Below are 21217 nucleotides of genomic sequence, written 5' to 3'. Positions count from 1 at the left end.
TAATTACTCACTTGAAAGGGTAACAAAACTTCGTGCCGGAATCTTAAATTGAATTTGGCCGTTAGAGGACTTTTTAGTGCCCAACTCTTTTGCGTTATTCTCTGCATTGGTAACCGTCACTTTAAACTTCAGCAATTTGTTAGGCAAGCCGGTTACGGTTACAACCCTTTCGGCTCCGTTATTTACTAAATGCAGCGCATATACGTTGGTGCTACTACTACCCAGGGCTGCACACGTTATGTTTTCGTTGTTACTTGTAGCAGGTAAGGCAAATACACTTTTAGGTGTTGAGGAAAGTTGCTTTAAGTTCCAGAAGCGTTGCGTAGGACGGAGAGGGCTATTGTCGCCAAATATACCTCCACCGGCAAGCGGGGAATAGTCGGCCGTTAGTTGCCATTGTAAAATTGAGGCAGGCTGGCAAATATTTAACAGCCTTAAATACAAATTAATCTCATCTATGGCGTACCACGGTTCCTGGAAAATAACAGGATATTGCCATGCAGAAGCATCAATACTACCTTCGCTTACTAACAAAGGTACATGTAATTGAGTGGAAGCATCGGCCCACTTTTTTAAAGTTTCGGTTTCCCAACCTCTCCATGAATGGAATGATACTGCTCCAATGTAAGGTTTTGCTGCTGCATCGCTCATTGCTGCATTTAAAAATGACCAGCTGTTAGCATCTGAATTGTCACCCAGTAGTAGCTTTGTTTTTATTCCTTTGCTATCCAGGTAAGCGCCAAAGCCTTTAATAAACTCAGCATGCTCAGTTGCCGTCATGCGCACATTTATTCCTAAGTCTGATTCATTGAACGAAAAATACCTGGCTTCAACACCGTAATTATCCTTTAGGTAGGTCAGGTAACGTGTAAGTGATCGGTAAATGTCCGTCATTACATCTTTTCGCAAAGGATTACCCCATATACCGTTTACGAAGCCTTCATTGTAGGTACCCTCAATTGCCCAATCAGGCGCCGACCATGCCGAAACAATTACGGGTATACCCAGTTTATTAAGTCGTTGTGCCATTTGCATGGCGTCTGTAACTTGTGAAGGTAACTGGTTTTGCCGGGCGGCATCTAAAGGGTTGTTATCTTTTACAGGTTGCCAGTACCTCCAAGGCATCTCAACACGGCCCCAGGCCAGGCGGAGGTTATTTAAACTGTAGTCAATAACCAGAGGGTCGGTAGTAGGGTTTTGCAATCTGAAATTTCCTCCAAGTCCATCAAAGCTACGCCCTTGCTGCTGGGTATTTATTTTAATTTCGGCAGGTTTTCTATCAATTTCACCCGAAGCCTCAATATCAAAGCTTTTCTGAATTACCTCTCCTTTTTTTATTTGTGCTTCTCTTAAAGTAAAGTAAACTAACACCTCACCGGTATTTTCATCTTTACGTATAAATATTGAATCCTGCTCGGTGCTTTCAACTTTAAGATTTAACAGCACATCTTTTAATTCAAAGCCTTTAGCCTTGATAGCAGTTAGATTTTTAATAGGGGAGGTGTTGAGCGAGGCGGGGTCAACAATTTTACTTTCCCCAATTAATTGGAGATTTAGAGAGTTGGTTATTGGTAGCGGAAGCTTAACAATAAAAAACGCACCCACAAAATTGGTATCGGCGTGGGCGGTCATTTTTATATTAACCCGAGCTTTGGTGCCGGTATTGCTGCTTACAGTTTCTTCAAAGTACAGGCTATCTAAATTTGTTCTAACGGTTTGCTCACTGCCGTTACGACTATAAACAGGTCTTTGTCTCTCTCTCGCTGTGGTTAGTATTTGTACACCATCGCTTTTAATGTATTGCAGTGCTGTTTCAAATTTGAGCAAATGACCTTGCTTGCGTATGCCATTAATGTTTCCCCAGGGTGATAATTCCGCCTGGCTGAACGCCTGGTTAAACAGTGTGAAAGTGGCTGCAACAAGTAAAAGAAAGCGCTTCATAAAGGCTGTAAAAATAAACTTTTGCCTTTGTATACGGGTGATTAATGTTGCAGGTTTGTGCAAATACTCAAGTCTGTATTTTAAGTGCTGTCTTAGGCTTCTTCTAATTCTAAAGCCTTTTCCTTACGGCGGCTTTCGCGCCATCCGCTAAACAGCAGGTTGCGGTCTAAATTCGGCTTAGGGAAGAACAAGCTTGCAATATAACCAACACCTATAACCACCAAGTGACTATACACCCCCAACATTAATTTGTTATGTGTGAAGTTGTATTTTCCTAAATCAAGCAGCAGGGTTTTATTTTCGCCAAGTCCAATAGGAGTAGAGGTAAGGAATGCATACGAAGTAAAAATAATACACACCACTATGGCAATGTTTACTCCCTCACGATTAGCACGTGAGCTAAGCAAACCTAAAAGAAATATACCAACTATACCTCCAGAAAAAATAGCATAAAGCGTAAACACAACGCCTAGCACGCCTTCGTTTCCAATGCTGGTATACAGCATACCAATGGCCATTGATAGCAATCCGGAAAATACTACCATTACCCGGCCGCCAAATAAGTATTCTTTATCGGGGCGGTTAGGACGTATTTTTTTGTAGTAATCTTCAACGCCTACAGCAGCAAGCGAATTTAAATCGGCACTTAGGCTGCAAATAGCTGCAGATATCATGGCTGCCAATATAAAGCCCACCACACCGGTTGGAAGCTGCGTTATAATGAAGTATGGAAATACACCATTTGCACTTACACCATCAGGCAATGGATTTTGCTTATAGTAAACAAAAAGTGCGGTACCTATAAACATAAATAAAGTCCATACAGGTACAGTAAGCGATATACCGAGTAATGAAGCTTTTATGGCTGCCTTGTCATCTTTGGCTGTCAGGTACCGTTGTACAACGGTTTGGTCTGTGCCATATTTTTGAATGGCGTAGAACATGCCGTTAATGGCCATTACAATAAAGGTAAGTTTGCTAAAGTCAATATCATAAGGGCCGAAGCCGGTACGGTTATTTGCTGAAGCTACATTCCATATTTCCGTAACGCCGCCTTTTACTGAAAACAGTAACACCAGCAAGCAAACAATGCCGCTGGCAAAAAGCATAAAGCCCTGAAATACATCAAGCCATATAACAGCCTCAATGCCACCCATTAAATTTACAGCAATGATGATTAATCCGGTTACAATGATGATAGCAAAAGTATTGCCGCCTGTCATGTTACTTAAGGCAACAGCTAGCAGGAAAAATACCGTTCCCATACCTGAAAATTGCCTTAAAACGAATGCAATGGAACTATAATAACGGGCTACAGTACCAAAGCGCTTTTCAAAGTATTCATAGGTGCTTAATCCAATAACTTTGCGGTACAGGGGCACAATAATCCAAATTACGCCAAGCAATACAATCGGTACCATTAAACCTTGTACCAGCAAAATCCAGTTTGAGGAGAAGCCTTCACCCGGATAACCCAGAAAGGTAACACTGCTTATAAGTGTTGCAAGTAAAGACATACCAATAGCCCACGCCGGAACGCGGCCTTTAGCAGCAAAATATGATTGGGTGCTGTTTTGATTTTTTGCATACCGCAAACCCAAATAAAGGGTTACCAGTAACACGCCAATAATAATGGTATAATCTATAACGCCTAAAACGGGCTTCATAATTAAGTATTGGTTCGGTTTATAATTAAAATGCCCAAATGCTTTTGCTCCAGCTGTAGCTGCCTGGCTTAAGCGTTATGTGCAAATTAGTGTTTGGTACAGCACTACGTATAACACCGGGTGCAAGCTCTTGCACGGGTACCATAGTATGTATATTAAGCAAATCCAGTATAGCGGCCGCTGTTGAGCCTCCTTCAATTACCAGTTCATTCACTTGTACCTTATCAAAAACTTTTTTTACCGCACGCGCCATAAATGAGCGTTTGTGTAAAGCACCATCGCTAGTGTGGGCATTATTGTTATCAGGTATGCTCATTACAGCCTTTTTTTGCTGCTCAATTAAGCTTGCTGTTTCAACAGCCCAATCATGCAACAACGTTTCGTTATCATCGCCCGAAATTGCTAAGTTCTCAGGCATATAACTTACAGGACCGTTGTTGGCGTTCAGCTCTTCAATAAGCGTAACGCTTGGTTTAAACGTGCTGCCGCTAATATACAATATAGAGCCAGCTAAATTAAATTCGTCAACGGTATTGTTACCTTGAGGCTCTCCTATAAGCTTGTTTAAACAGGCAGTGAAAAAGCCTGCTGCGCCTGCAGCAAGAGTGCGGTTGGTTAATTTATCAGCCCAATTATTTAAGTCGCCCTGCACCTCGGCTTCACCAACTATGATTGTTTCGTTATTAGTGTTGGCAAAGTGGGGCATAACACTAAAAAGATATGGTGAAGATTTAAACCGAGTAAGTATATGCGAGTGAGTTACCGGAAACTCCGGATCATCTTTAAAGCTGGTTTGATGAATAGGGATATTGTTGATGTAATAATGCCCTTTCACCAATGTACGGCCAAGCGATGGGTTTGCAGGTACTATAATGGCACTGCTAAAATTCATTGCCTTACATTGTGCAGCTATTTCGGCAAGTACATGGCCTCGTAAAACAGAATCGGTTTTCTTGAAAACAAATTGCGGATTCAGCGATTTTAGTTGCTCACTAACGTTACGTGTAACTTCAATGGCCTCAGCCTCATTCATTGAGCGGGCATCGGTGTTTATCACCAGCATGTCGGCAGGTGAAGCCGTATTAACATTGCGTGATATTTCAACTTTAAGGCCGTATTTAATACCAATGCCGCCAATTTCGGCGGCACCGGTTAAATCATCCGCAATTACGGCTATCCTCATACCGTAGCAGTAGTTTTATGGTGAGCCAGCTGTACAGCCGATTCAATAGCTAAAACCATAGCGTCGGGACTGGCAATGCCTTTCCCTGCAATTTCAAATGCTGTACCGTGGTCAACAGATGTACGTATAATTGGCAAACCCATGGTTATGTTAACGCCTTTTACGCTGTCCATTTGTTTTTTTTCCGGGTTCCATTTAAACCCTGTAAGTTTGAATGGTATATGGCCCTGGTCATGATACATGGCAACTACACCACCATAATAGCCGGTAGCTGCTTTTGAAAACATGGTATCAGCCGGAACCGGACCTTCTACGTCGTATCCGCGGGCTAAAGCCTCTTGTACAGCAGGAAGAATTTCCTGGTCGTCTTCGGTACCAAATAGGCCCGAATCTCCTGCATGTGGATTTAAGCCTGCAATACCAATTTTAAGGTTTTTTTCACCAAGGCTTATTAAACCATTGTAAAGCAACTCGGTAACTTCAAGTATGCGGTCTTTTTTAACAAGGTCACAAGCCTGACGAAGAGACACGTGAGTTGACACGTGTATAACCTTCATGCTATCTTCAACCAATAGCATTGCATATTTTTTAGTGCCTGTGTACTCGGCATAAATTTCGGTATGGCCTGCATAGTGATGCCCGGCCTCGTTAACCGATTTTTTATTAATAGGGCCGGTAACCGTTGCATCAATTTCACCGGCCATGGCCAGTTCAATAACTTTTGTTACAGACTTAAATGATGCATCACCTGCCATGGCTGATATTACACCAAACTCCAATTCATCTAAGTTTACGTTATTCAGATCGTAAACATCCGGGCGGCCAAATTCAAATTTTGCTTCATGCACACTCTGAATTGTATTGATGCTTAAATCAAGACCAATTTTTTGGATGATGTGATTAAATACACCTGCATCGCCTACAATAAGCGGACGGCAAATATCATATATCTTGCTTTCGGTAAGCGCTTTCAAGGCAATCTCCGGACCAATACTGGCCGGGTCGCCCATGGTAATTCCGATGATAGGTTTTTCAGACATTTGAGGGCTGTTTAAAAAAAGATGATTCTTGTTGTAAAAGTTGATGGTAAGATTTAACTAGGTTTTGCTCATCGCGCTCATGTAGTGCGCTCAAAGGCGGCATCATGTGCGCATCACATAGGCCATTTTCCTGCATTAAAACTTTCAAAGCGCGTAATGATTCGCCAAGTGTACGTCCTGACTGGTAGACGTTGCCCAACGTATCAGAAAGATGCTGGTAGTGATAAGCTTTTTCTGTGTCGCCAGCAATTACTGCCTTCGTCATTTCACAATAAATTTCAGGAGCAACGTTACCTGTACTTGGTATCAGTCCATCGCCGCCATTCAATAATGCGTAAGCTGATTTGGCTGCCCATCCTAAAAAGTGACTAAAGTCTTCTCTTCCCGACCAAAGTTCTAATGAACGATCCAGTCTGCCATCGTTGCGTTCAGAATCTTTGGTGCCAACAATAAACTCATGGTGGCTTAACTCATCAATTAATTCCAAGGGGATAGACATGTGGGTTGTTGCCGGTATGTTATAGATAATTACAGGACCAGCTACGGCATCGGCAAGGCGTACAAAATAGTCTTTCATCTGGTCTTCAGAAAGATGGTAATAAGTTGGAAGCGTTGCCGCAACTGCTGCTGCACCTGCATCCAAACTGCTTTTAGCCAACTCTACACTTTCTTCAAAGCAGTTACTTGATATGCCTACATAGAACTCTGCCCCCGGTTGTTTAAGCGCAGCTGTTGCTTTTACAAACGCATGCTTTAGTGTAGCAGGCAATGAGGCCGACTCTCCGGTAGTGCCCAAAATAAAAGGCATAGCATCATTTTTGTACAGGTTAAGTACAATACGTTCCACGGCCTGTTCATCTAACTCATACCGGGCAGTTAGAGGTGTTACCAGCGGAACAACTGTGCCTTTGTATTTCTTTTGTATTTTCATTAATATATGGAGGTGTTTACACCAAGTTTTTAATCTTATAGTTATTCGAATGCAGCGTTAAAAATATCAACAGCGTCATCATATGATACATGACGCGGGTTATTTACCAGCAAACGCTGTATAAGCATGGCTTCTTGTGCTAATTGTGGTATTACTTCTCTTGTTATTCCCGCTTCTTTCAAAGTAGCCGGTATACCACAGGCGGCAATCAGTTCTCTTATTTTTGCAATGCCTGCCTGTGCTGTACTTAAATGATCACTTTGTCTTTCGCAGCCTAAAGCAATGGCAACATCAGCGTAACGTTGCGGAGCTGCCGGAACGTTAAACTCCATCACATAAGGTAGAAGCAACGCGTTAGATAAACCGTGAGGCAAATGGAATGTGCTTCCCAATGGATATGATAATGCATGCACGGCTGCCGTATTTACCGGACCAAGGCAAAAGCCACCCAACATGCTGCCCATTGCCACTTTTGAACGTGCGTCTTCATTCTTCCCATCTTTAACGGCATCAACCAGGTTTTCGGCTATAAGGCGCATGCCTTCATAGGCATAAATGTCGATAAATGGTTGTGAAAATTTATTGGTATAAGCTTCGAGACAGTGAGTAAGCGCATCTAAACCAGTAGCAGCAGTAATTGCCGGCGGAACACTGAGGGTAAGCAATGGATCAACGTAAACTACATCAGGCACCAGGTACGGGCTAATAATGCCTTTCTTTTGATGTTCATCATCAACCAAAATAGCATTTGGTGATACTTCACTTCCTGTTCCGGATGTTGCTGGTACACAGATTAAACCCGTTTGACGACCTTTTAGTAAACCATTGCCAACAATTGCTTCAAGAGGCTGATCATTTTTTAGCTGTGCAGCCACCAGTTTTGCAATGTCAAGAACGCTGCCGCCGCCAATACCAATAACCATATCTGCGTTAATACCTTCAAACTGCTTCATCAAAGCACGGAAGTCGGCAAAACTTGGTTCCTGGTTAATGTCGATATTCACGTGTAAGGAAACACCTGCTTCTTTAAGGGAATTAAAAAAAGGATCGAGTTGATTTAACAACGGGCCGATGGTAATAATCAGAACTTCGCGGGCATGGGGCAAAATCTCATCCTTTAAATTGGCAAGTGAACCGTTGCCAAAAACAAGCTTACCCGGAAAATGAATTTTTAGTAATTGTTGAACCATGTATAGTGTTACAGTAACTTAATTAGCCGTATGCCTGATTACCAAGCGAACACGTTGCCGTAAAAAAGTAAATTAAAGTAATTAACAAATCATCACCTGTTGTGGCAGTAATTACTACACAACGATCCTAATCTGAGCAGTGCCTTAGTTTGATTATTGGTTACTTTAAGCACAAACATATTAAAGGTTAATGCTAAATCTTTATAGTATTTTTTCTATAAATAGTAGAATGTTAGCATAAATAGTTCGTAGCTGTACTTTTTAATGGATATTTTATATAATATTGACATGAAATTACAGTTAAGCTAATTTACAACATTCATTTATGAAGCCGCTTTATCGTAAACTTCCTGGTAAAATTGAAAGCTCATTTAGTGTGAGGCACGATGTAATGCCCAATTATGGCAATATATGGCATTATCACTCTGAACTGGAGCTACATTATAATATACAAGGGGAGGGTGTGCGTTTTATAGGTGATAACATTGGTAATTTTTCATCGGGGGAGTTGGTATTGCTGGGTGAAAACTTACCTCATGCCTGGCGATGCCGCGAGGAGTACTATCAGCCAAACTCAGGCTTGCATATTGAGGCTATTGTAATGCACTTTTTACCTACGTGCCTTGGTAAAGATATTTTACACCTGCCCGAAGCGTATGCTATACCAAGGTTGTTTGAGCGAGCTAAAAGCGGTATGATAATTACCGGTGATGCTAAGGTGAAAATCATTGAGTTGATGAAGCAGGCTATTGATGCAACTAACCTCGACCGTATAATTATTATGCTGTCGATAATGAAGCATTTGGCCGAAACAAGTGATTACAAACCTATTGTTAACGAGATAAGTGCGTTTCAGCAAAATACCGATCTGGATGATAAGCGGTTGAGTAACATCTATACGTATACGCTTTCCAACTACAAGCGCGATATTACACTTAAAGAAATATCGGCATTGAGTAATTTAAGTGTGACTTCATTTTGCAGGTACTTTAAGCTAATGACCAATAAAACGTATTACGATTTTTTAACCGAAATACGCATTAGTCACGCCTGCCGCCAATTAGTAGAGAATAAGTTAACCACCGAGCTTATTTGCTTCAATTGTGGTTTTAATAATATTTCCAACTTTTATCGTCACTTTAAAAAAATAAAAGGGGTTACGCCGGTAGAGTATAAGCGTAAGTATTTAAACTATTAAGCATAAAAAAAGCCGTCTTAAAGATGGCTTTTTTTATAGGACTAAGTTTACCAGAGCTTTTTTCAAAATCCTTCTTAAGTTTAAACGACCGATTAGTCGGGTTCAAAACCTGCCGTGCCAGGTATACCTCGTGTTATACCCCAGCTTATTGCGTGGCGTAGTGTATTTCGTTATTTAATTCCAATTTCTCTCTTTTGCTTTCATCTGCCGGTGCGCACCGGTAACCTGCGAGGCAACATTTTACAGGAGCATCACTATGTTTGGGTTTGGTTGTACATACTTCAATCATTTGTGAAAGTGTAAAGTCTTCTGTAAAACCATGTTCGCCAGCAGGCCTTTACCTATCGCGTTTGCCAAATTTTCTGAAGCGTTTTCCTCTTTAATCTTCACAGGTGTGTTTTAAAGCTGTAATATCTTTTGTAACTATTGCTTTAATAATTTTCTATTGTAAAACACAAACTGCTGTTTAATGTACTTATTAAACAAAACACTAAATGTATGTCGTTTAAAATATCAAAGCCTTTTTGGCAAGCTTTAAGTTTAGGCGCTATTGCAGGTAGTCGGTCAATGGCTGCGCCTGCTATTACCAGTCATATTCTCAGCCAACACAAATCAGTAGCGATGGAACATTCGCCTTTGAGCTTTATGCAGTCTGACAAAACGGCTACAGCTTTTAAGCTATTAGCCGTTGCCGAATTTGTGGGCGATAAAATGCCTACTGCTCCTAACCGTGTAGCGCTGCCAGCTTTAACCGGAAGATTTCTGACCGGAGCGTTAGCGGGGGCCAGTGTTTACAAAGCGGGTGGGGGTAATGCAGCACTTGGTGCACTGCTTGGCGGTGGTGCAGCAATACTGTCAACCTTCGGAAGTTTTTATTTGCGAAAAGCAACTGTTAAAAGTTCCCATATACTGGACCCTTTGATTGGCGGACTGGAAGATGCACTGGTTGTAGGAGCAGGCACTGGGTTGGCCAACGCAGCCTAAATAGAACTTTCTGGTAAGGCCTGCGGAAATTTGTCCGTATAATCCGTGCGGATTTTTGGCAGGCCTTCCGGGTAGTTTTGTTGTATGTAAGTAATCATGTTTTCGCGTATATAACACCGCAGGTCAAAAGCGTCTGATGAATTGCGTGCGCTTACCAGCATTCTTATTTCTATTGTGCGCTCTTTAGCATCAGTTAATTGAAGCACCTGCACTTTTTCGTCCCACAGTTTAGTTAAGGATAGCAAGCGTTCAAACTCAGCACGCAAAGCCTGAAGCGGGATAGAGTAATCCATGTAGATGAAAACAGTGCCAATGATATCTGCCGAGATGCGCGTCCAGTTTTGAAACGGCTTTTGAATGAAGTAATTAATAGGCAAAATAAGTCGCCTCTGATCCCATATACGGAGTACAACGTAGGTAAGGGTTATATCTTCAACGCGTCCCCATTCTCCTTCAACTACTAACACATCATCAATACGGATAGGCTGCGTAAAAGCAAGCTGCATGCCTGCCAGCAAGTTGCCTAATGAGTTTTGTGCTGCAAAACCAATTATTATACCACCAATACCCACGCCTGTTAATAAGCCCGTACCTAACTTGCGGAAACTTTCAAAGCTTAATAGCACAAGTGCTATAGTCACAAACACAATTATAGCTACTACCAGCTTACGTAGAAACTTAAGCTGGGTACGTATCTTACGTTCTTTTAAATTATCGGCTTTATTTAAATCATATATGTGATACACATAATCCTCTAAAACTCGTATGGCCCTGGTAAGCAATATGGCAAAAGATATGATCAGTAAAATACTTACGCATCTATCGAGAAAGCCATAGTATAACTTGTTCATGCGCATAAGCGGCATCATTATCTTGAATACAAGTAGGGGTATAAAATAACCTATAGGCCAGCTTAAGTGAGTTATAAATGAACCAAAGAAGGAATAGTTGTTTCGTTGTGAATAAATACGCAGTAAGCGTGATGATATGAATTTGATAAGTAATCCAATTATTGTTGCAGCTACCAATATGCAAAAGTTCCAAAGCAAGGGGTGCATTTGCTTTGATACGTCTAAGACTTCGGGCGGAAGACGGTTGCCAATTTGTAGTATGATTAACGTCATACCGTTTTAAAGGCAGCTGAGGACTTATTGTTTGCAGTTAGTTTAAATCCGCTTTTATGAAGCGGGGAAACACAATAAATATTTGCTATTTATGTTAAATAACAGTACTGGCAAAGGAGTAAACTGGTAACGAAATAAAGATTGTCAGCATTTCGTAAAAGGCTGTGTTATACGATGATATTTTATAATTAATTAATAAATTTGCTTTATAATATTAATATGGGTCTTGGCCTTTATTAACTAAGAAACTTCTAAAGAGTAGAGGTGATTGTTTTAGAGTGATTGAGCAGGCCGTTGATGTAAATCGTCGGCCTGTTTTGTTTAAACCATTTTGAAAAAACGCAGTCAATAAGTTCTAAAGTTTATCACTATGAAAAAATCAATTATCCTTATTGCTTTACTGTTGCCTTTAGCGGTGTTGGCTCAATCACCAGGATTCTACGTTAAACCCAAAGAACAATTTTTTACGTTGTTTTCTACCAGCTATATGGGATCAACAAAATGTTCAATAAAAGTTGACTTTGGTAGTGATAAACAGTTGCTTAAAAAGTTTGGTAATAACATAGTTGATGAAACAAGCAAAGTGAAAGAATATGATTCACTTGCCGATGCTTTAAACTATGTTTCGGCGTTAGGTTGGGAGTTTGTTTTTGCCTATCCAACAACATTTGAAAAAAAATACTTTTTCAGTCAATACCTTTTCAAGAGAAAAGTTTTATGAGAACCCGCCAGATAATTTGCGGACTTATACTGAGAAAAATAATCGATACATTTTTATAAGCCTGAAATTATTTTCAGGCTTATTCTTCAATATAAATCTATTAAACAGTATTATTCAGACTGTGCATCTTTGGGTTCCCAAAGCTCAATAATGTTGCCTTCAGGATCTAAGATGTGCACAAATTTTCCATAGTCATATTCAGCTATTTCATCCACAATGGTTACGTTGTTTGCCTTTAACTCGCCTACCAGTGCAACCAAATCAGCAACCCGGTAATTGATCATGAATGGCTTGGCCGATGGATTGAAGTACTTGGTATCTGCCGGAAATGCGTTCCAAACAGTAGTGCCCTTTTTTGATGCATCATCAACCTCCAGCCAATCAAACGTGGTTCCGTAGGCGCTGGTAGGTAAACCGAGGTTTTGAGCATACCATTCGTTTATTGCCTTTGGGTCTTCGCTCTTGAAAAATATGCCGCCAATGCCTGTTACTTTTTTCATGTTTGCTTTGTGTTTGGTGATATGAAGATAGGAAATGGCGGCGAATGTTATTTATAAATAGGTGTTACTTTATTGTTTTTATAAACATATGCACCAGATGAACCTGTTATAATAATGTTAACAAGGCTTGATTTCTGCATTTTTTCTCCACCCGGTATTGTAAATTCTTTTTGAATTTTCTCTTTTTTTATTACCGCAAAGTATAAGTCCCTACCATCTTTGTCCGGGCCTGCTACAAATAGTTCATTGTCTTTTTGCTCTATATAATAAATAAGATCAGCCTTGGTGAAGCGAATCAATGTATCAATAGCTTTATTGTCCCGCTTTACACAAAGCGCATCATCATATCCACTATCGTGAATGAAATAATTGCCTGTTGAAACAGTATCTATCTGATTGTCGTTAGGTTGCTTCTTAATAAACTGCCAATTACGTCTCGGGTTTGTACCAGACAGTTGATAAACCGTGTTTTCGAAATGTGTAGAAATTGCCAGTTTTTGATGAGGCTTGGAGTAAAAATGGTAAGGAAAAAAAACTGAAGTATTGAAAGTGTATTTTTTCCAGGTTTTGCCTTTATCGGTCGATTTATACATGCTACAATCACTGGCTTCGTGTATGCCTTTCCATCTTTTTAATGCCCACCAGATGCCTTTATTATCAACGGTTAGCTCATCTACCCTGAATATACTCTTTGCTATCCATTGCCACGTTTTACCGCCATTGGTGCTGTATTCTAATCCAACCGGACGCCTTAGCAGGATTATAGTATCTTTAGATAATACAACCGCGCTGTAAATGGTGTGATCTTCTTTTGCTTCGGCAAGTTCTTGCGTTCTTAAAATCCTGAGTGAGTCCTGACTTAGTTTGCGTTCAGATTTTTGTTTGCTGGAAGATAAATCCCGCTTGCAGGAAATAAATAAAAGAGAAAGGAATAATAGGTGACAGATCCTCATTTTATTGGTTATCACAAGATACTAATTGTACCAGGAAAAATAAAAATTGCTTCGATTTATCCTGTCATAGTGAATAACGAAGCAAGCCGTGAACTATATATTAACATAGCTGCGCTGAGATTGCTTCGTTCCTCGCAATAACGTATGGGCAGGCTTTGGTAGTTATTAGTTATTTCTCCCTCACCATTAACCCATCAGCAAAGCTTCGTAAATACTGCTTCTTATCTTCAGCTACCGAAAGCTTATCAAGTGCTTCAAATCCCTTAGCGGCATAGGTGTACACGGCTTCTTCTGCTTGTTGCCTTATGCCTAAAGCATTGTAAATATCAGTTACCGCACTTACTTTTTCAACGGCATCAAAATTAGCAGCATTAAGCCATTGGTTCAAAACCTGTTTTTCTTGTTCACCCGCAAGCTCGAGAGCTTTGATGAGCAGGAAGGTTTTTTTGTTGGAGATGATGTCGCCGCCTACTTGCTTACCAAATTTTTCAGGGTCGCCGTATACATCCAGTATATCATCCTGCAGTTGGAAAGCTATGCCCAGTTGTTCGCCAAAGGTGTAAAGCAATCCGGCATCTTTTGCACTTGCACCGCCAATGAGGGCACCTATGTTAAGCGCTCCGCCAAGCAGTACTGCCGTCTTAAGTCGAATCATGTTGATGTAGTCATCTATTTGTACATGACTTTGCTGCTCAAAGTTCATGTCAAACTGCTGCCCCTCACACACCCCAATTGCCGTATTGCTGAATATTTCCAGTACATTTAGCAAAATACCATCATCAACCTGCATCATAAGCTTATAGGCCTCAACCAGCATAACATCGCCCGAAAGAATGCCTGTGTTTGGGTTCCATTTTTCGTGTACGGTGGCTTTACCGCGTCTAAGCGGCGCGTTATCCATAATGTCGTCATGCACCAGCGTGAAATTGTGGAATACTTCAATGGCTAAAGCAGGCGAAATGGCCTTTTTAACGTCTCCGCCAAACATATCGCAAGCCATAAGCAGCAGGGCAGGGCGCATACGTTTGCCGCCAATTGATAGAATGTAAGTGATGGGCTCGTATAACTCTGCAGGCGTTACCGGGTACGATAATTTTCCTACAGCGTCTTCAATAAGCAGCTGTAAATTTTTAAGTGTGTTCATAAAATAGATGGTGCCGTCAAAAGCTAATCAAGCACCAGCGAAAAATCAATTTGCTTTTTGGTAAGATCTACGTTTTTTACTTTAATCCGGACTTCATCACCTAGTTGATAGACCTTCTTTTTTCGCTGACCAATAATGGCGTAGTTTTTTTCGTCTAAGGTATAAAAGTCGTCTGATATATCACGCAGTCTGACCATGCCTTCGCAATTATTTTCGGTAATCTGCACATACATTCCCCATTCAGTAACTCCCGAGATAACGCCGGTAAACTCACTTCCAATGTTATCTTGTAGAAACTCAGCTTGTTTGTATTTCACTGACGAGCGCTCTGCATCAGCAGCTTTTTTCTCCATGTCTGAGCTGTGCTTGCATAATGCTTCGTAATGTTCGGCATTTACCGGCTCGCCGCCATTTAAGTAGTGAAACAGCAGGCGGTGCACCATTACGTCGGGGTAGCGGCGTATGGGCGATGTAAAGTGGGTGTAATGGTCAAATGCAAGGCCGTAATGGCTGCTGCTTTTAGTGGTATATATAGCTTTGGCCATTGAACGTATTGCCAGTTGTGTAAGCACATTCTGCTCTTTTTTACCTTCAACATCAGTCATTAAATGGTTGAGCGACTTGGCAATTTCCCTATCCGACTTCATATTGATACGATAGCCAAAGCGTGCGGCAAATTGTGCAAAACTTCCTAACGTTTCGGGGTTAGGTGCATCGTGAGCACGATACACAAACGGAAACTTCTTTTTACGTCCCTTGCCTTTTTTGCTTACAAATTCGGCGACCTTACGGTTAGCCAGCAGCATAAAGTCTTCAATAAGTTTGTGCGCGTCTTTACGTTCCTTTACATAAACGCCAATAGGCTTGCCTTGCTCATCCAGCTTAAATTTAACTTCGGTGCTTTCAAAGCTTATTGCTCCGTTTTTGAATTTTTGCTCGCGCAGCTTATAAGCCACGGCGTTCAACGTCTTTATTTCATCAGAATATTCACCTTCGCCGGCTTCTATAATTTCCTGCACTTCCTCGTAGGTAAAGCGGCGGTTGGAGTGTATAACGGTTTTTCCAAACCATTCACTTAATACATGTCCGGCATCATTCATTTCAAAGACAGCTGCAAAGCACAATTTGTCTTCATGCGGACGAAGCGAGCACAATCCGTTTGATAATCGCTCGGGCAGCATGGGTATAACACGGTCTACCAGGTAAACCGAAGTACCGCGTTCATAAGCTTCCTTGTCTAAAGCCGAATCAGGGATGATGTATTGCGCAACGTCGGCAATGTGTACACCAATTTCGTAATTGCCGTTCTCTAGCTTTTGGAATGAAATGGCATCATCAAAATCTTTTGCGTCAAACGGATCAATCGTAATGGTAAGCACCTCCCTAAAATCACGACGCTTAGCTATTTCTTCATCAGTTATATCATCTGCTATATCCTCAGCTTCTGCCTCAACCTCAGCAGGAAATGTTAGTGGGAAACCGTACTCAGCCAAAATGGCGTTCATTTCCGTATCGTTTTCCCCCTGCGTTCCTAATATGGTTTTGATTGTACCAATTGGGTTTTTGGCTTGTGGCGGCCAATCGGTAATTGCGGCTACGGCTTTCATGCCGTTCTTGGCACCGTTGAGGTCACTTAGCGGTATAAAAATATCGTGAAGCATTTTGCGGTCGTCGGGTATGAAAAATGCAAAGCGCTCAGAAATTTTTACAATACCCGTAAATTCCATTTTAGCGCGCTTAATAATTTCCATTACTTCACCTTCTTTGCGCTTGCCTTTGCTTTTAGCATAAACGTAAACTTTAACGCGGTCGCCGTTGAGCGCAGTGCGTACTTTACGGGGGGCAACAAAGATGTCGTTCTCAAACTCATCATCAGTTACAATGAAAGCCGAACCATCGGCGGTCATGTCTACCCGGCCTTCAACAAAGGTTTTAAGCTCAAGCACCTTAAATTTACCGGGTGATACTTCCTGCAATGTTTTCTTTTTAGCTTCTTCCTTAAGTATCTCCAAAATAGTCTCACGCGATTCTGGCTCGCGGATGTTTAATTTGGATGAGATTTGTTTATAGTTTAAAGCTTCCTTTCCGTTTTGCTCAAATACATCCAGCACAAGCTGTGTAAGAACCTGTTTTACAGAAGGGGCTATGTTTTTCTTTTTCGACATTAGGCTAACAGTATGTTGCTAATATATGCAATGTAATGCATAAGCAGTTTTACGTAATTAATAACAAGCTTAACCTGTTAAAGTTGTGCAACAATCAATTTGCTAAATACTTATTTGCGGAATGGAGGCAATAAGTTTTTGAGTGTAAGGTGTTTTCGGATTTTGATAAAGCTCTTCAGCATCTGCAATTTCTTCAATTCGCCCTTTGTTTATCACCATAATGCGGTCAGATATATGCTTGATTACCGACAAATCATGCGAAATGAAAATGTAAGTTAAGCCTAAGTCGCGCTGTAGCTGTTTAAGTAAGTTGAGTACTTGAGCTTGTACAGAAACGTCAAGTGCCGAAACTGATTCGTCACAAATTATAAATTCGGGTTGAAGTGCCAGGGCCCGCGCAATGACTACCCGCTGCCGTTGGCCGCCCGAAAATTCATGTGGATAGCGGTTAAAATGTTCGGCAGCTAGGTCCACACGTTCAAGTAATTCAAGCGCTTTCTGCTTACGCAAAGCGTTATCTTGATGTAAACCATGAACCTGCATCGGTTCTGTAAGAATTTGACCTATGGTTTGCCTCGGATTTAAAGAAGAATATGGGTCTTGAAAGATAATTTGAATTTGCCGGCGCATTTTCCTTAACGCATCGGCAGACAACGTTCTGATATCTGTTCCTTTATAATTTACCTGGCCGGAGGTAGGTTCAATAAGTCTGAGTATGCTGCGGCCAAGTGTGGTTTTTCCACTGCCTGATTCGCCTACCAATCCTAACGTTTCGCCAGGATAAACATCGAAAGTTACATTATTTACAGCCTTGATATATTCCTTTTTTGAGGAAAACCACCCTGATTTTACAGGAAACCATGTGCAAAGATTAGTCACCTTTAAAATGGGTTCCTGGTTAAATAAGGTTTTTTTATGGTGTTCAGCTACTTTAGTATCAACAGCCAACTGGCGTTCCAGACTTGCTATGTTTAATCCTGTGCTGGTTAGTGAGCCGTCACGTTCAACTTTCAAGAAGTCGCTAATTACGGGCAACGTTTTTAGTTGACGGTTTACTGTTGGCCTGCAGGCCAGCAGCCCTTGGGTGTAAGGATGCTGTGGATGTTGAAATACTTGCCTGGCAATGCCTTGTTCAACTACCTGTCCTTTGTACATCACTAAAACCTTATCGGCTACCCGGCTAACCACGCCTAGGTCATGCGATATAAACAGCAAGGCCATGTTGCGCTCAGCCTGAATCTTAAGCAGCAAATCAATAATAGTTTTCTGTACGGTTACATCAAGTGCGGTGGTAGGCTCATCGGCAATTAATAACTCAGGGTTGCATGACAGGGCCATGGCTATCATTACACGCTGCCGCTGGCCACCCGAAAGCTGATGAGGATAGCTATCAAAAATACTTTCGGCTCGAGGAAGCTGTACTTCGTTAAACAGCTTTACTGCTTCGTTATCTGCATCACTTCGGCTTAGCTTGCGATGAAGCTTTATGGCCTCAGTTACCTGAATGCCGCACTTTAAAACCGGGTTTAAAGAGGTCATAGGTTCCTGAAAAATCATGGCTATGCGGTTACCTCTTATCTTACGCATTTCCTGCTCGCTTAGCTTACTTAGCTCAACTCCATCAAACAATATGCTGCCGGTAATATTGCTTTGTTCTTCGTTAAGCAAACGCATTATAGCTAAAGATGTAACAGATTTGCCCGAGCCCGATTCACCTACTATACCTAACGTTTCGCCTTTTTTTATGCTAAACGAAATACCCTTCACAGCCTCAAATAAGCCGTTTGCCGTATTAAAACTAATATGTAAATCATTTATTTGAAGCATACTATATGCAATAAGGAGGTTTACTTAATATAGTTTTGCATACAATATTATTCAACAATGGTAACCATATCATCTTCAATAAGCTCCTCGCCCTTGAAGCGTTTTAATAGTTGAGCTGTCGCTACAACATCTTTCTGGCAGTAGGCGCATATCCGTTCAAGTGCGTTGTCTACCCAATACACGTGTCCAACCATGCTGCCATCAATATCATCTTTTGGCGTAGGTATATTAAATATGGCTGCCATTAAATTTAGTGAGGTAAAGTTTTTGTAGTCGCCAAATTTCCACAGCTCCATTGTATCTAAGTGGCAAATTTCCCAAGGCTTTTTACCGGCAATTTGTAATTGCAATGGTAGTCTTATCCCGTTAACCAACATACGCCTGCATATGTATGGAAAATCAAATTCCTTTGCGTTATGCCCGCACAAAACCAAATTATGCGATCTTTTGCTCAGCATAGCAGAAAAATTGGCTAGCAGTTCTTCTTCGTTATGTGAAGCAAAAGATTTTACCCTAAGGCCGCCCTCGCGTGTAAACATACCTACCGATATGCAAATGATTTTACCAAATTCGGCTTGAATACCGGCGTTGCGATAAAAATCTTCGGCTGTTTCCTCTTTGCGCTGATAGGTTGTTTTCTTTTCCCACAAATGCTTTAAATTTTCCGGAACCTGGGCATAACTACCGTATTGAGGTACGGTTTCTATGTCAATTACCATGATGTTATACCAGTCCAGATTATCGAGCATATTCAACAGTTTACTTTACGCTACAAATTAAAGCATTTTTACTGATGATGTACTTTTGCCCTTACTTTTGTACGTTTGTGATTTAATAAGCCTGCGTGTTGTACATGATATGACGATGCACAAGGAGCTTTTAGCGCATGACATACCAAACATTGCCCATGATTATAAGTAAGTTATCAATTGTGATACCGGCCTACAATGAAGGTCGTACCATTCATCTTATTTTAAATAAGGTTAAAGCAGTTGAATTAATTAATGATATACAAAAAGAGGTAATTATCGTAAACGACTGTTCTACTGATGATACCGAATTGGCTGTGCAGCGCTACACCAACGAAAACCCTGAAATTGAAATTAAATATTATAAACATAATGTTAACCAGGGTAAGGGTGCTGCTTTACATACCGGTATATCAAAGGCAACGGGAGAATATTTGATTATACAAGATGCCGATTTAGAGTACGATCCAGCCGAATATAACGACCTGCTTAAGCCTGTTGTTAATGGTTTTGCCGACGTGGTTTATGGATCAAGGTTTATGGGCAGCAACCCGCACCGAATATTGTTTTTTTGGCATACTATTGGCAACCGTTGGTTAACACTGGCTTCAAACATGTTTTCAAATTTGAATTTAACCGATATGGAAACATGTTATAAACTATTTAAAACCAGTATGGTACAGAGTCTTAAGTTAACCGAAAAGCGATTTGGATTTGAACCCGAGGTAACCATAAAAATGTCGCGTATACCTCATATACGTATTTACGAAGTAGGCATATCTTATTACGGCCGAACCTATTACGAAGGCAAAAAAATAGGTTGGAAAGATGGGGTAAGAGCAATATATTGTATCCTCAAATTTGGATTGTTCAAAGCCAAGTAGTTATACATTTTCTTCGTTTAGTAGACAGGCCAGCACACCTTCTTTAAGTGAATATGCCGTCATCACAACGTTTTTTACGTTTAATTTGTGTAACAAGTGGCGGGTTAGCAATGCTGCTACTACAATCATATCAACCCGGACTGTAGCTATACCTTTGTTGAACTTGCGTTCGTTATGGGTGGAATCAATGATCTCGTTTAGTACTTGATTCAATTCTCCGTCCGTAAAGCGATAGGTTAGATGATCGCTGATATCAAACTCGTGATTCTTGTTATGCTCAATTAGCTCAGCAAACGTTTCAAAAGCGCCTGAAGATCCTACAATGTCATTGATTTGATATCCGGATGCGGCTTCATATAATGGATTTAATTTTTCATCAAGGTAATCAGTAAGTTTGCTGATTTCAGTATTGGAAATAGGATCCGAATGGTGGAACAAAGCCATCAAACGTGCAGCACCTACTTCAAAACTACGTTTATAGTGTATACGTTTTGAGTTGCATATAATAAATTCAACACTGCCACCGCCAATGTCAATAATCAAGCTGTCAGCATCGGTTAAACATCCCGACGCTTTTACACCTTCATAAATGTAAGTTGCTTCCCTGTCGCCTGTAATAGTTTCTATTTGAATTCCGGTAGCCTCATAAACCTCACTCATAAACTTCTCACCATTTGATGCACTGCGCATAGCCGACGTAGCAATGGCTTTCACCGCTTTAGCCTCATGCCGATCAATAAGTAATTTAAAGTTTTTAAGTGCATCTAATCCTCGTTCAAAAGCCTCGGGTTGGATAGTTCCCTCATTAATTCCACCTTTGCCCAGTTTTACGCCAAGATGCTCATGATGTATAACTTTGAAGAAGCTTTCATCAGGCTCGGCAATGGTAAGGTGAAAGGTGTTGGTGCCCAAATCCATTACGGCCACACGGTTTTTATAATTTTTCAAAACAGGTACATTGTTAGTAAAAGGAAGCATACGGCTTAAATGTACAAACCCCATAAAATGTTTTAAGC

General features: G+C 40.9%; 18 protein-coding genes. 4 read left to right on the top strand and 14 right to left on the bottom strand.

Annotation, left to right across the window (positions count from 1 at the left end; all coding sequences use genetic code 11):
• Positions 1–3: 3 nt before the first annotated feature.
• From GO816_RS12395 to GO816_RS12370, 6 genes are all read right to left on the bottom strand, one after another.
• Entirely contained in the window at positions 4–1941 is a 1938-nt protein-coding gene (locus tag GO816_RS12395) for a glycoside hydrolase (RefSeq protein ID WP_157542244.1), read from the bottom strand.
• Positions 1942–2033: 92 nt separating this feature from the next.
• Entirely contained in the window at positions 2034–3608 is a 1575-nt protein-coding gene (locus GO816_RS12390; RefSeq protein ID WP_157542243.1) for a sodium:solute symporter, read from the bottom strand.
• 25 nt (positions 3609–3633) lie between these two features.
• Positions 3634–4791 (bottom strand): four-carbon acid sugar kinase family protein, encoded by a 1158-nt coding sequence (locus GO816_RS12385; protein WP_157542242.1) that lies wholly within the window; start codon positions 4789–4791, stop codon positions 3634–3636.
• Positions 4788–5831 (bottom strand): 4-hydroxythreonine-4-phosphate dehydrogenase PdxA, encoded by a 1044-nt coding sequence (pdxA, locus tag GO816_RS12380; RefSeq protein WP_157542241.1) that lies wholly within the window; start codon positions 5829–5831, stop codon positions 4788–4790. The genes GO816_RS12385 and pdxA overlap by 4 nt, the downstream gene beginning before the upstream one ends.
• Positions 5824–6762, bottom strand: a complete 939-nt coding sequence (locus GO816_RS12375) for a dihydrodipicolinate synthase family protein (RefSeq protein WP_157542240.1) — start codon at positions 6760–6762, stop codon at positions 5824–5826. Before GO816_RS12375 ends, pdxA begins: the two co-directional genes overlap by 8 nt.
• 41 nt (positions 6763–6803) lie before the next feature.
• On the bottom strand, positions 6804–7952 hold the full coding sequence (locus tag GO816_RS12370) for an iron-containing alcohol dehydrogenase (protein ID WP_157542239.1): 1149 nt from the start codon (positions 7950–7952) through the stop codon (positions 6804–6806).
• A gap of 325 nt (positions 7953–8277) precedes the next feature.
• On the opposite strand from GO816_RS12370, the gene GO816_RS12365 reads away from it, so the two are divergent.
• Both GO816_RS12365 and GO816_RS12360 read left to right on the top strand, forming a co-directional pair.
• A complete protein-coding gene (locus GO816_RS12365) occupies positions 8278–9150 on the top strand; it encodes an AraC family transcriptional regulator (protein ID WP_157542238.1) in 873 nt (290 codons plus the stop codon).
• Between the two features lie 498 nt (positions 9151–9648).
• Positions 9649–10134 carry a DUF4126 family protein gene (locus GO816_RS12360; protein WP_157542237.1) on the top strand — a complete coding sequence of 162 codons (486 nt, stop codon included), beginning with the start codon at positions 9649–9651 and terminating at the stop codon, positions 10132–10134.
• On the opposite strand, the gene GO816_RS12355 is transcribed toward GO816_RS12360, so the two are convergent.
• Positions 10131–11258 (bottom strand): mechanosensitive ion channel family protein, encoded by a 1128-nt coding sequence (locus GO816_RS12355; protein ID WP_232336564.1) that lies wholly within the window; start codon positions 11256–11258, stop codon positions 10131–10133. The genes GO816_RS12360 and GO816_RS12355 overlap by 4 nt on opposite strands.
• Positions 11259–11628: 370 nt before the next feature.
• On the opposite strand from GO816_RS12355, the gene GO816_RS12350 reads away from it, so the two are divergent.
• Positions 11629–11979, top strand: coding sequence for a hypothetical protein (locus GO816_RS12350; RefSeq protein WP_157542236.1), 351 nt, complete (start codon positions 11629–11631; stop codon positions 11977–11979).
• A 110-nt stretch (positions 11980–12089) separates the two neighbouring features.
• Here the strand turns inward: GO816_RS12350 and GO816_RS12345 are convergent, their stop codons facing one another.
• The 6 genes from GO816_RS12345 to GO816_RS12320 all read right to left on the bottom strand — a co-directional run bounded on the left by GO816_RS12345 (position 12090) and on the right by GO816_RS12320 (position 19317).
• Entirely contained in the window at positions 12090–12479 is a 390-nt protein-coding gene (locus GO816_RS12345) for a VOC family protein (protein ID WP_157542235.1), read from the bottom strand.
• Positions 12480–12526: 47 nt separating this feature from the next.
• A complete protein-coding gene (locus GO816_RS12340) occupies positions 12527–13447 on the bottom strand; it encodes a WD40/YVTN/BNR-like repeat-containing protein (protein WP_157542234.1) in 921 nt (306 codons plus the stop codon).
• Between the two features lie 154 nt (positions 13448–13601).
• Positions 13602–14576 carry a polyprenyl synthetase family protein gene (locus GO816_RS12335; RefSeq protein ID WP_157542233.1) on the bottom strand — a complete coding sequence of 325 codons (975 nt, stop codon included), beginning with the start codon at positions 14574–14576 and terminating at the stop codon, positions 13602–13604.
• A 23-nt stretch (positions 14577–14599) separates the two neighbouring features.
• Positions 14600–16741, bottom strand: a complete 2142-nt coding sequence (rnr, locus tag GO816_RS12330; RefSeq protein ID WP_157542232.1) for a ribonuclease R — start codon at positions 16739–16741, stop codon at positions 14600–14602.
• A gap of 102 nt (positions 16742–16843) precedes the next feature.
• Positions 16844–18568 carry an ABC transporter ATP-binding protein gene (locus GO816_RS12325; RefSeq protein ID WP_157542231.1) on the bottom strand — a complete coding sequence of 575 codons (1725 nt, stop codon included), beginning with the start codon at positions 18566–18568 and terminating at the stop codon, positions 16844–16846.
• A 47-nt stretch (positions 18569–18615) separates the two neighbouring features.
• Positions 18616–19317, bottom strand: a complete 702-nt coding sequence (locus GO816_RS12320; protein ID WP_157542230.1) for a 3'-5' exonuclease — start codon at positions 19315–19317, stop codon at positions 18616–18618.
• 137 nt (positions 19318–19454) lie between these two features.
• Between GO816_RS12320 and GO816_RS12315 the strand changes: the two genes are divergently transcribed.
• Positions 19455–20201, top strand: a complete 747-nt coding sequence (locus GO816_RS12315) for a glycosyltransferase family 2 protein (RefSeq protein WP_232336563.1) — start codon at positions 19455–19457, stop codon at positions 20199–20201.
• On the opposite strand, the gene GO816_RS12310 is transcribed toward GO816_RS12315, so the two are convergent.
• On the bottom strand, positions 20202–21203 hold the full coding sequence (locus GO816_RS12310; protein WP_198171508.1) for a Ppx/GppA phosphatase family protein: 1002 nt from the start codon (positions 21201–21203) through the stop codon (positions 20202–20204).
• Positions 21204–21217 lie beyond the last annotated feature (14 nt).

It is taken from the genome of Mucilaginibacter aquatilis (genome assembly GCF_009755275.1).
GTDB lineage: Bacteria > Bacteroidota > Bacteroidia > Sphingobacteriales > Sphingobacteriaceae > Mucilaginibacter > Mucilaginibacter aquatilis.
This window is presented reverse-complemented; position numbering and strand designations above follow the sequence as displayed.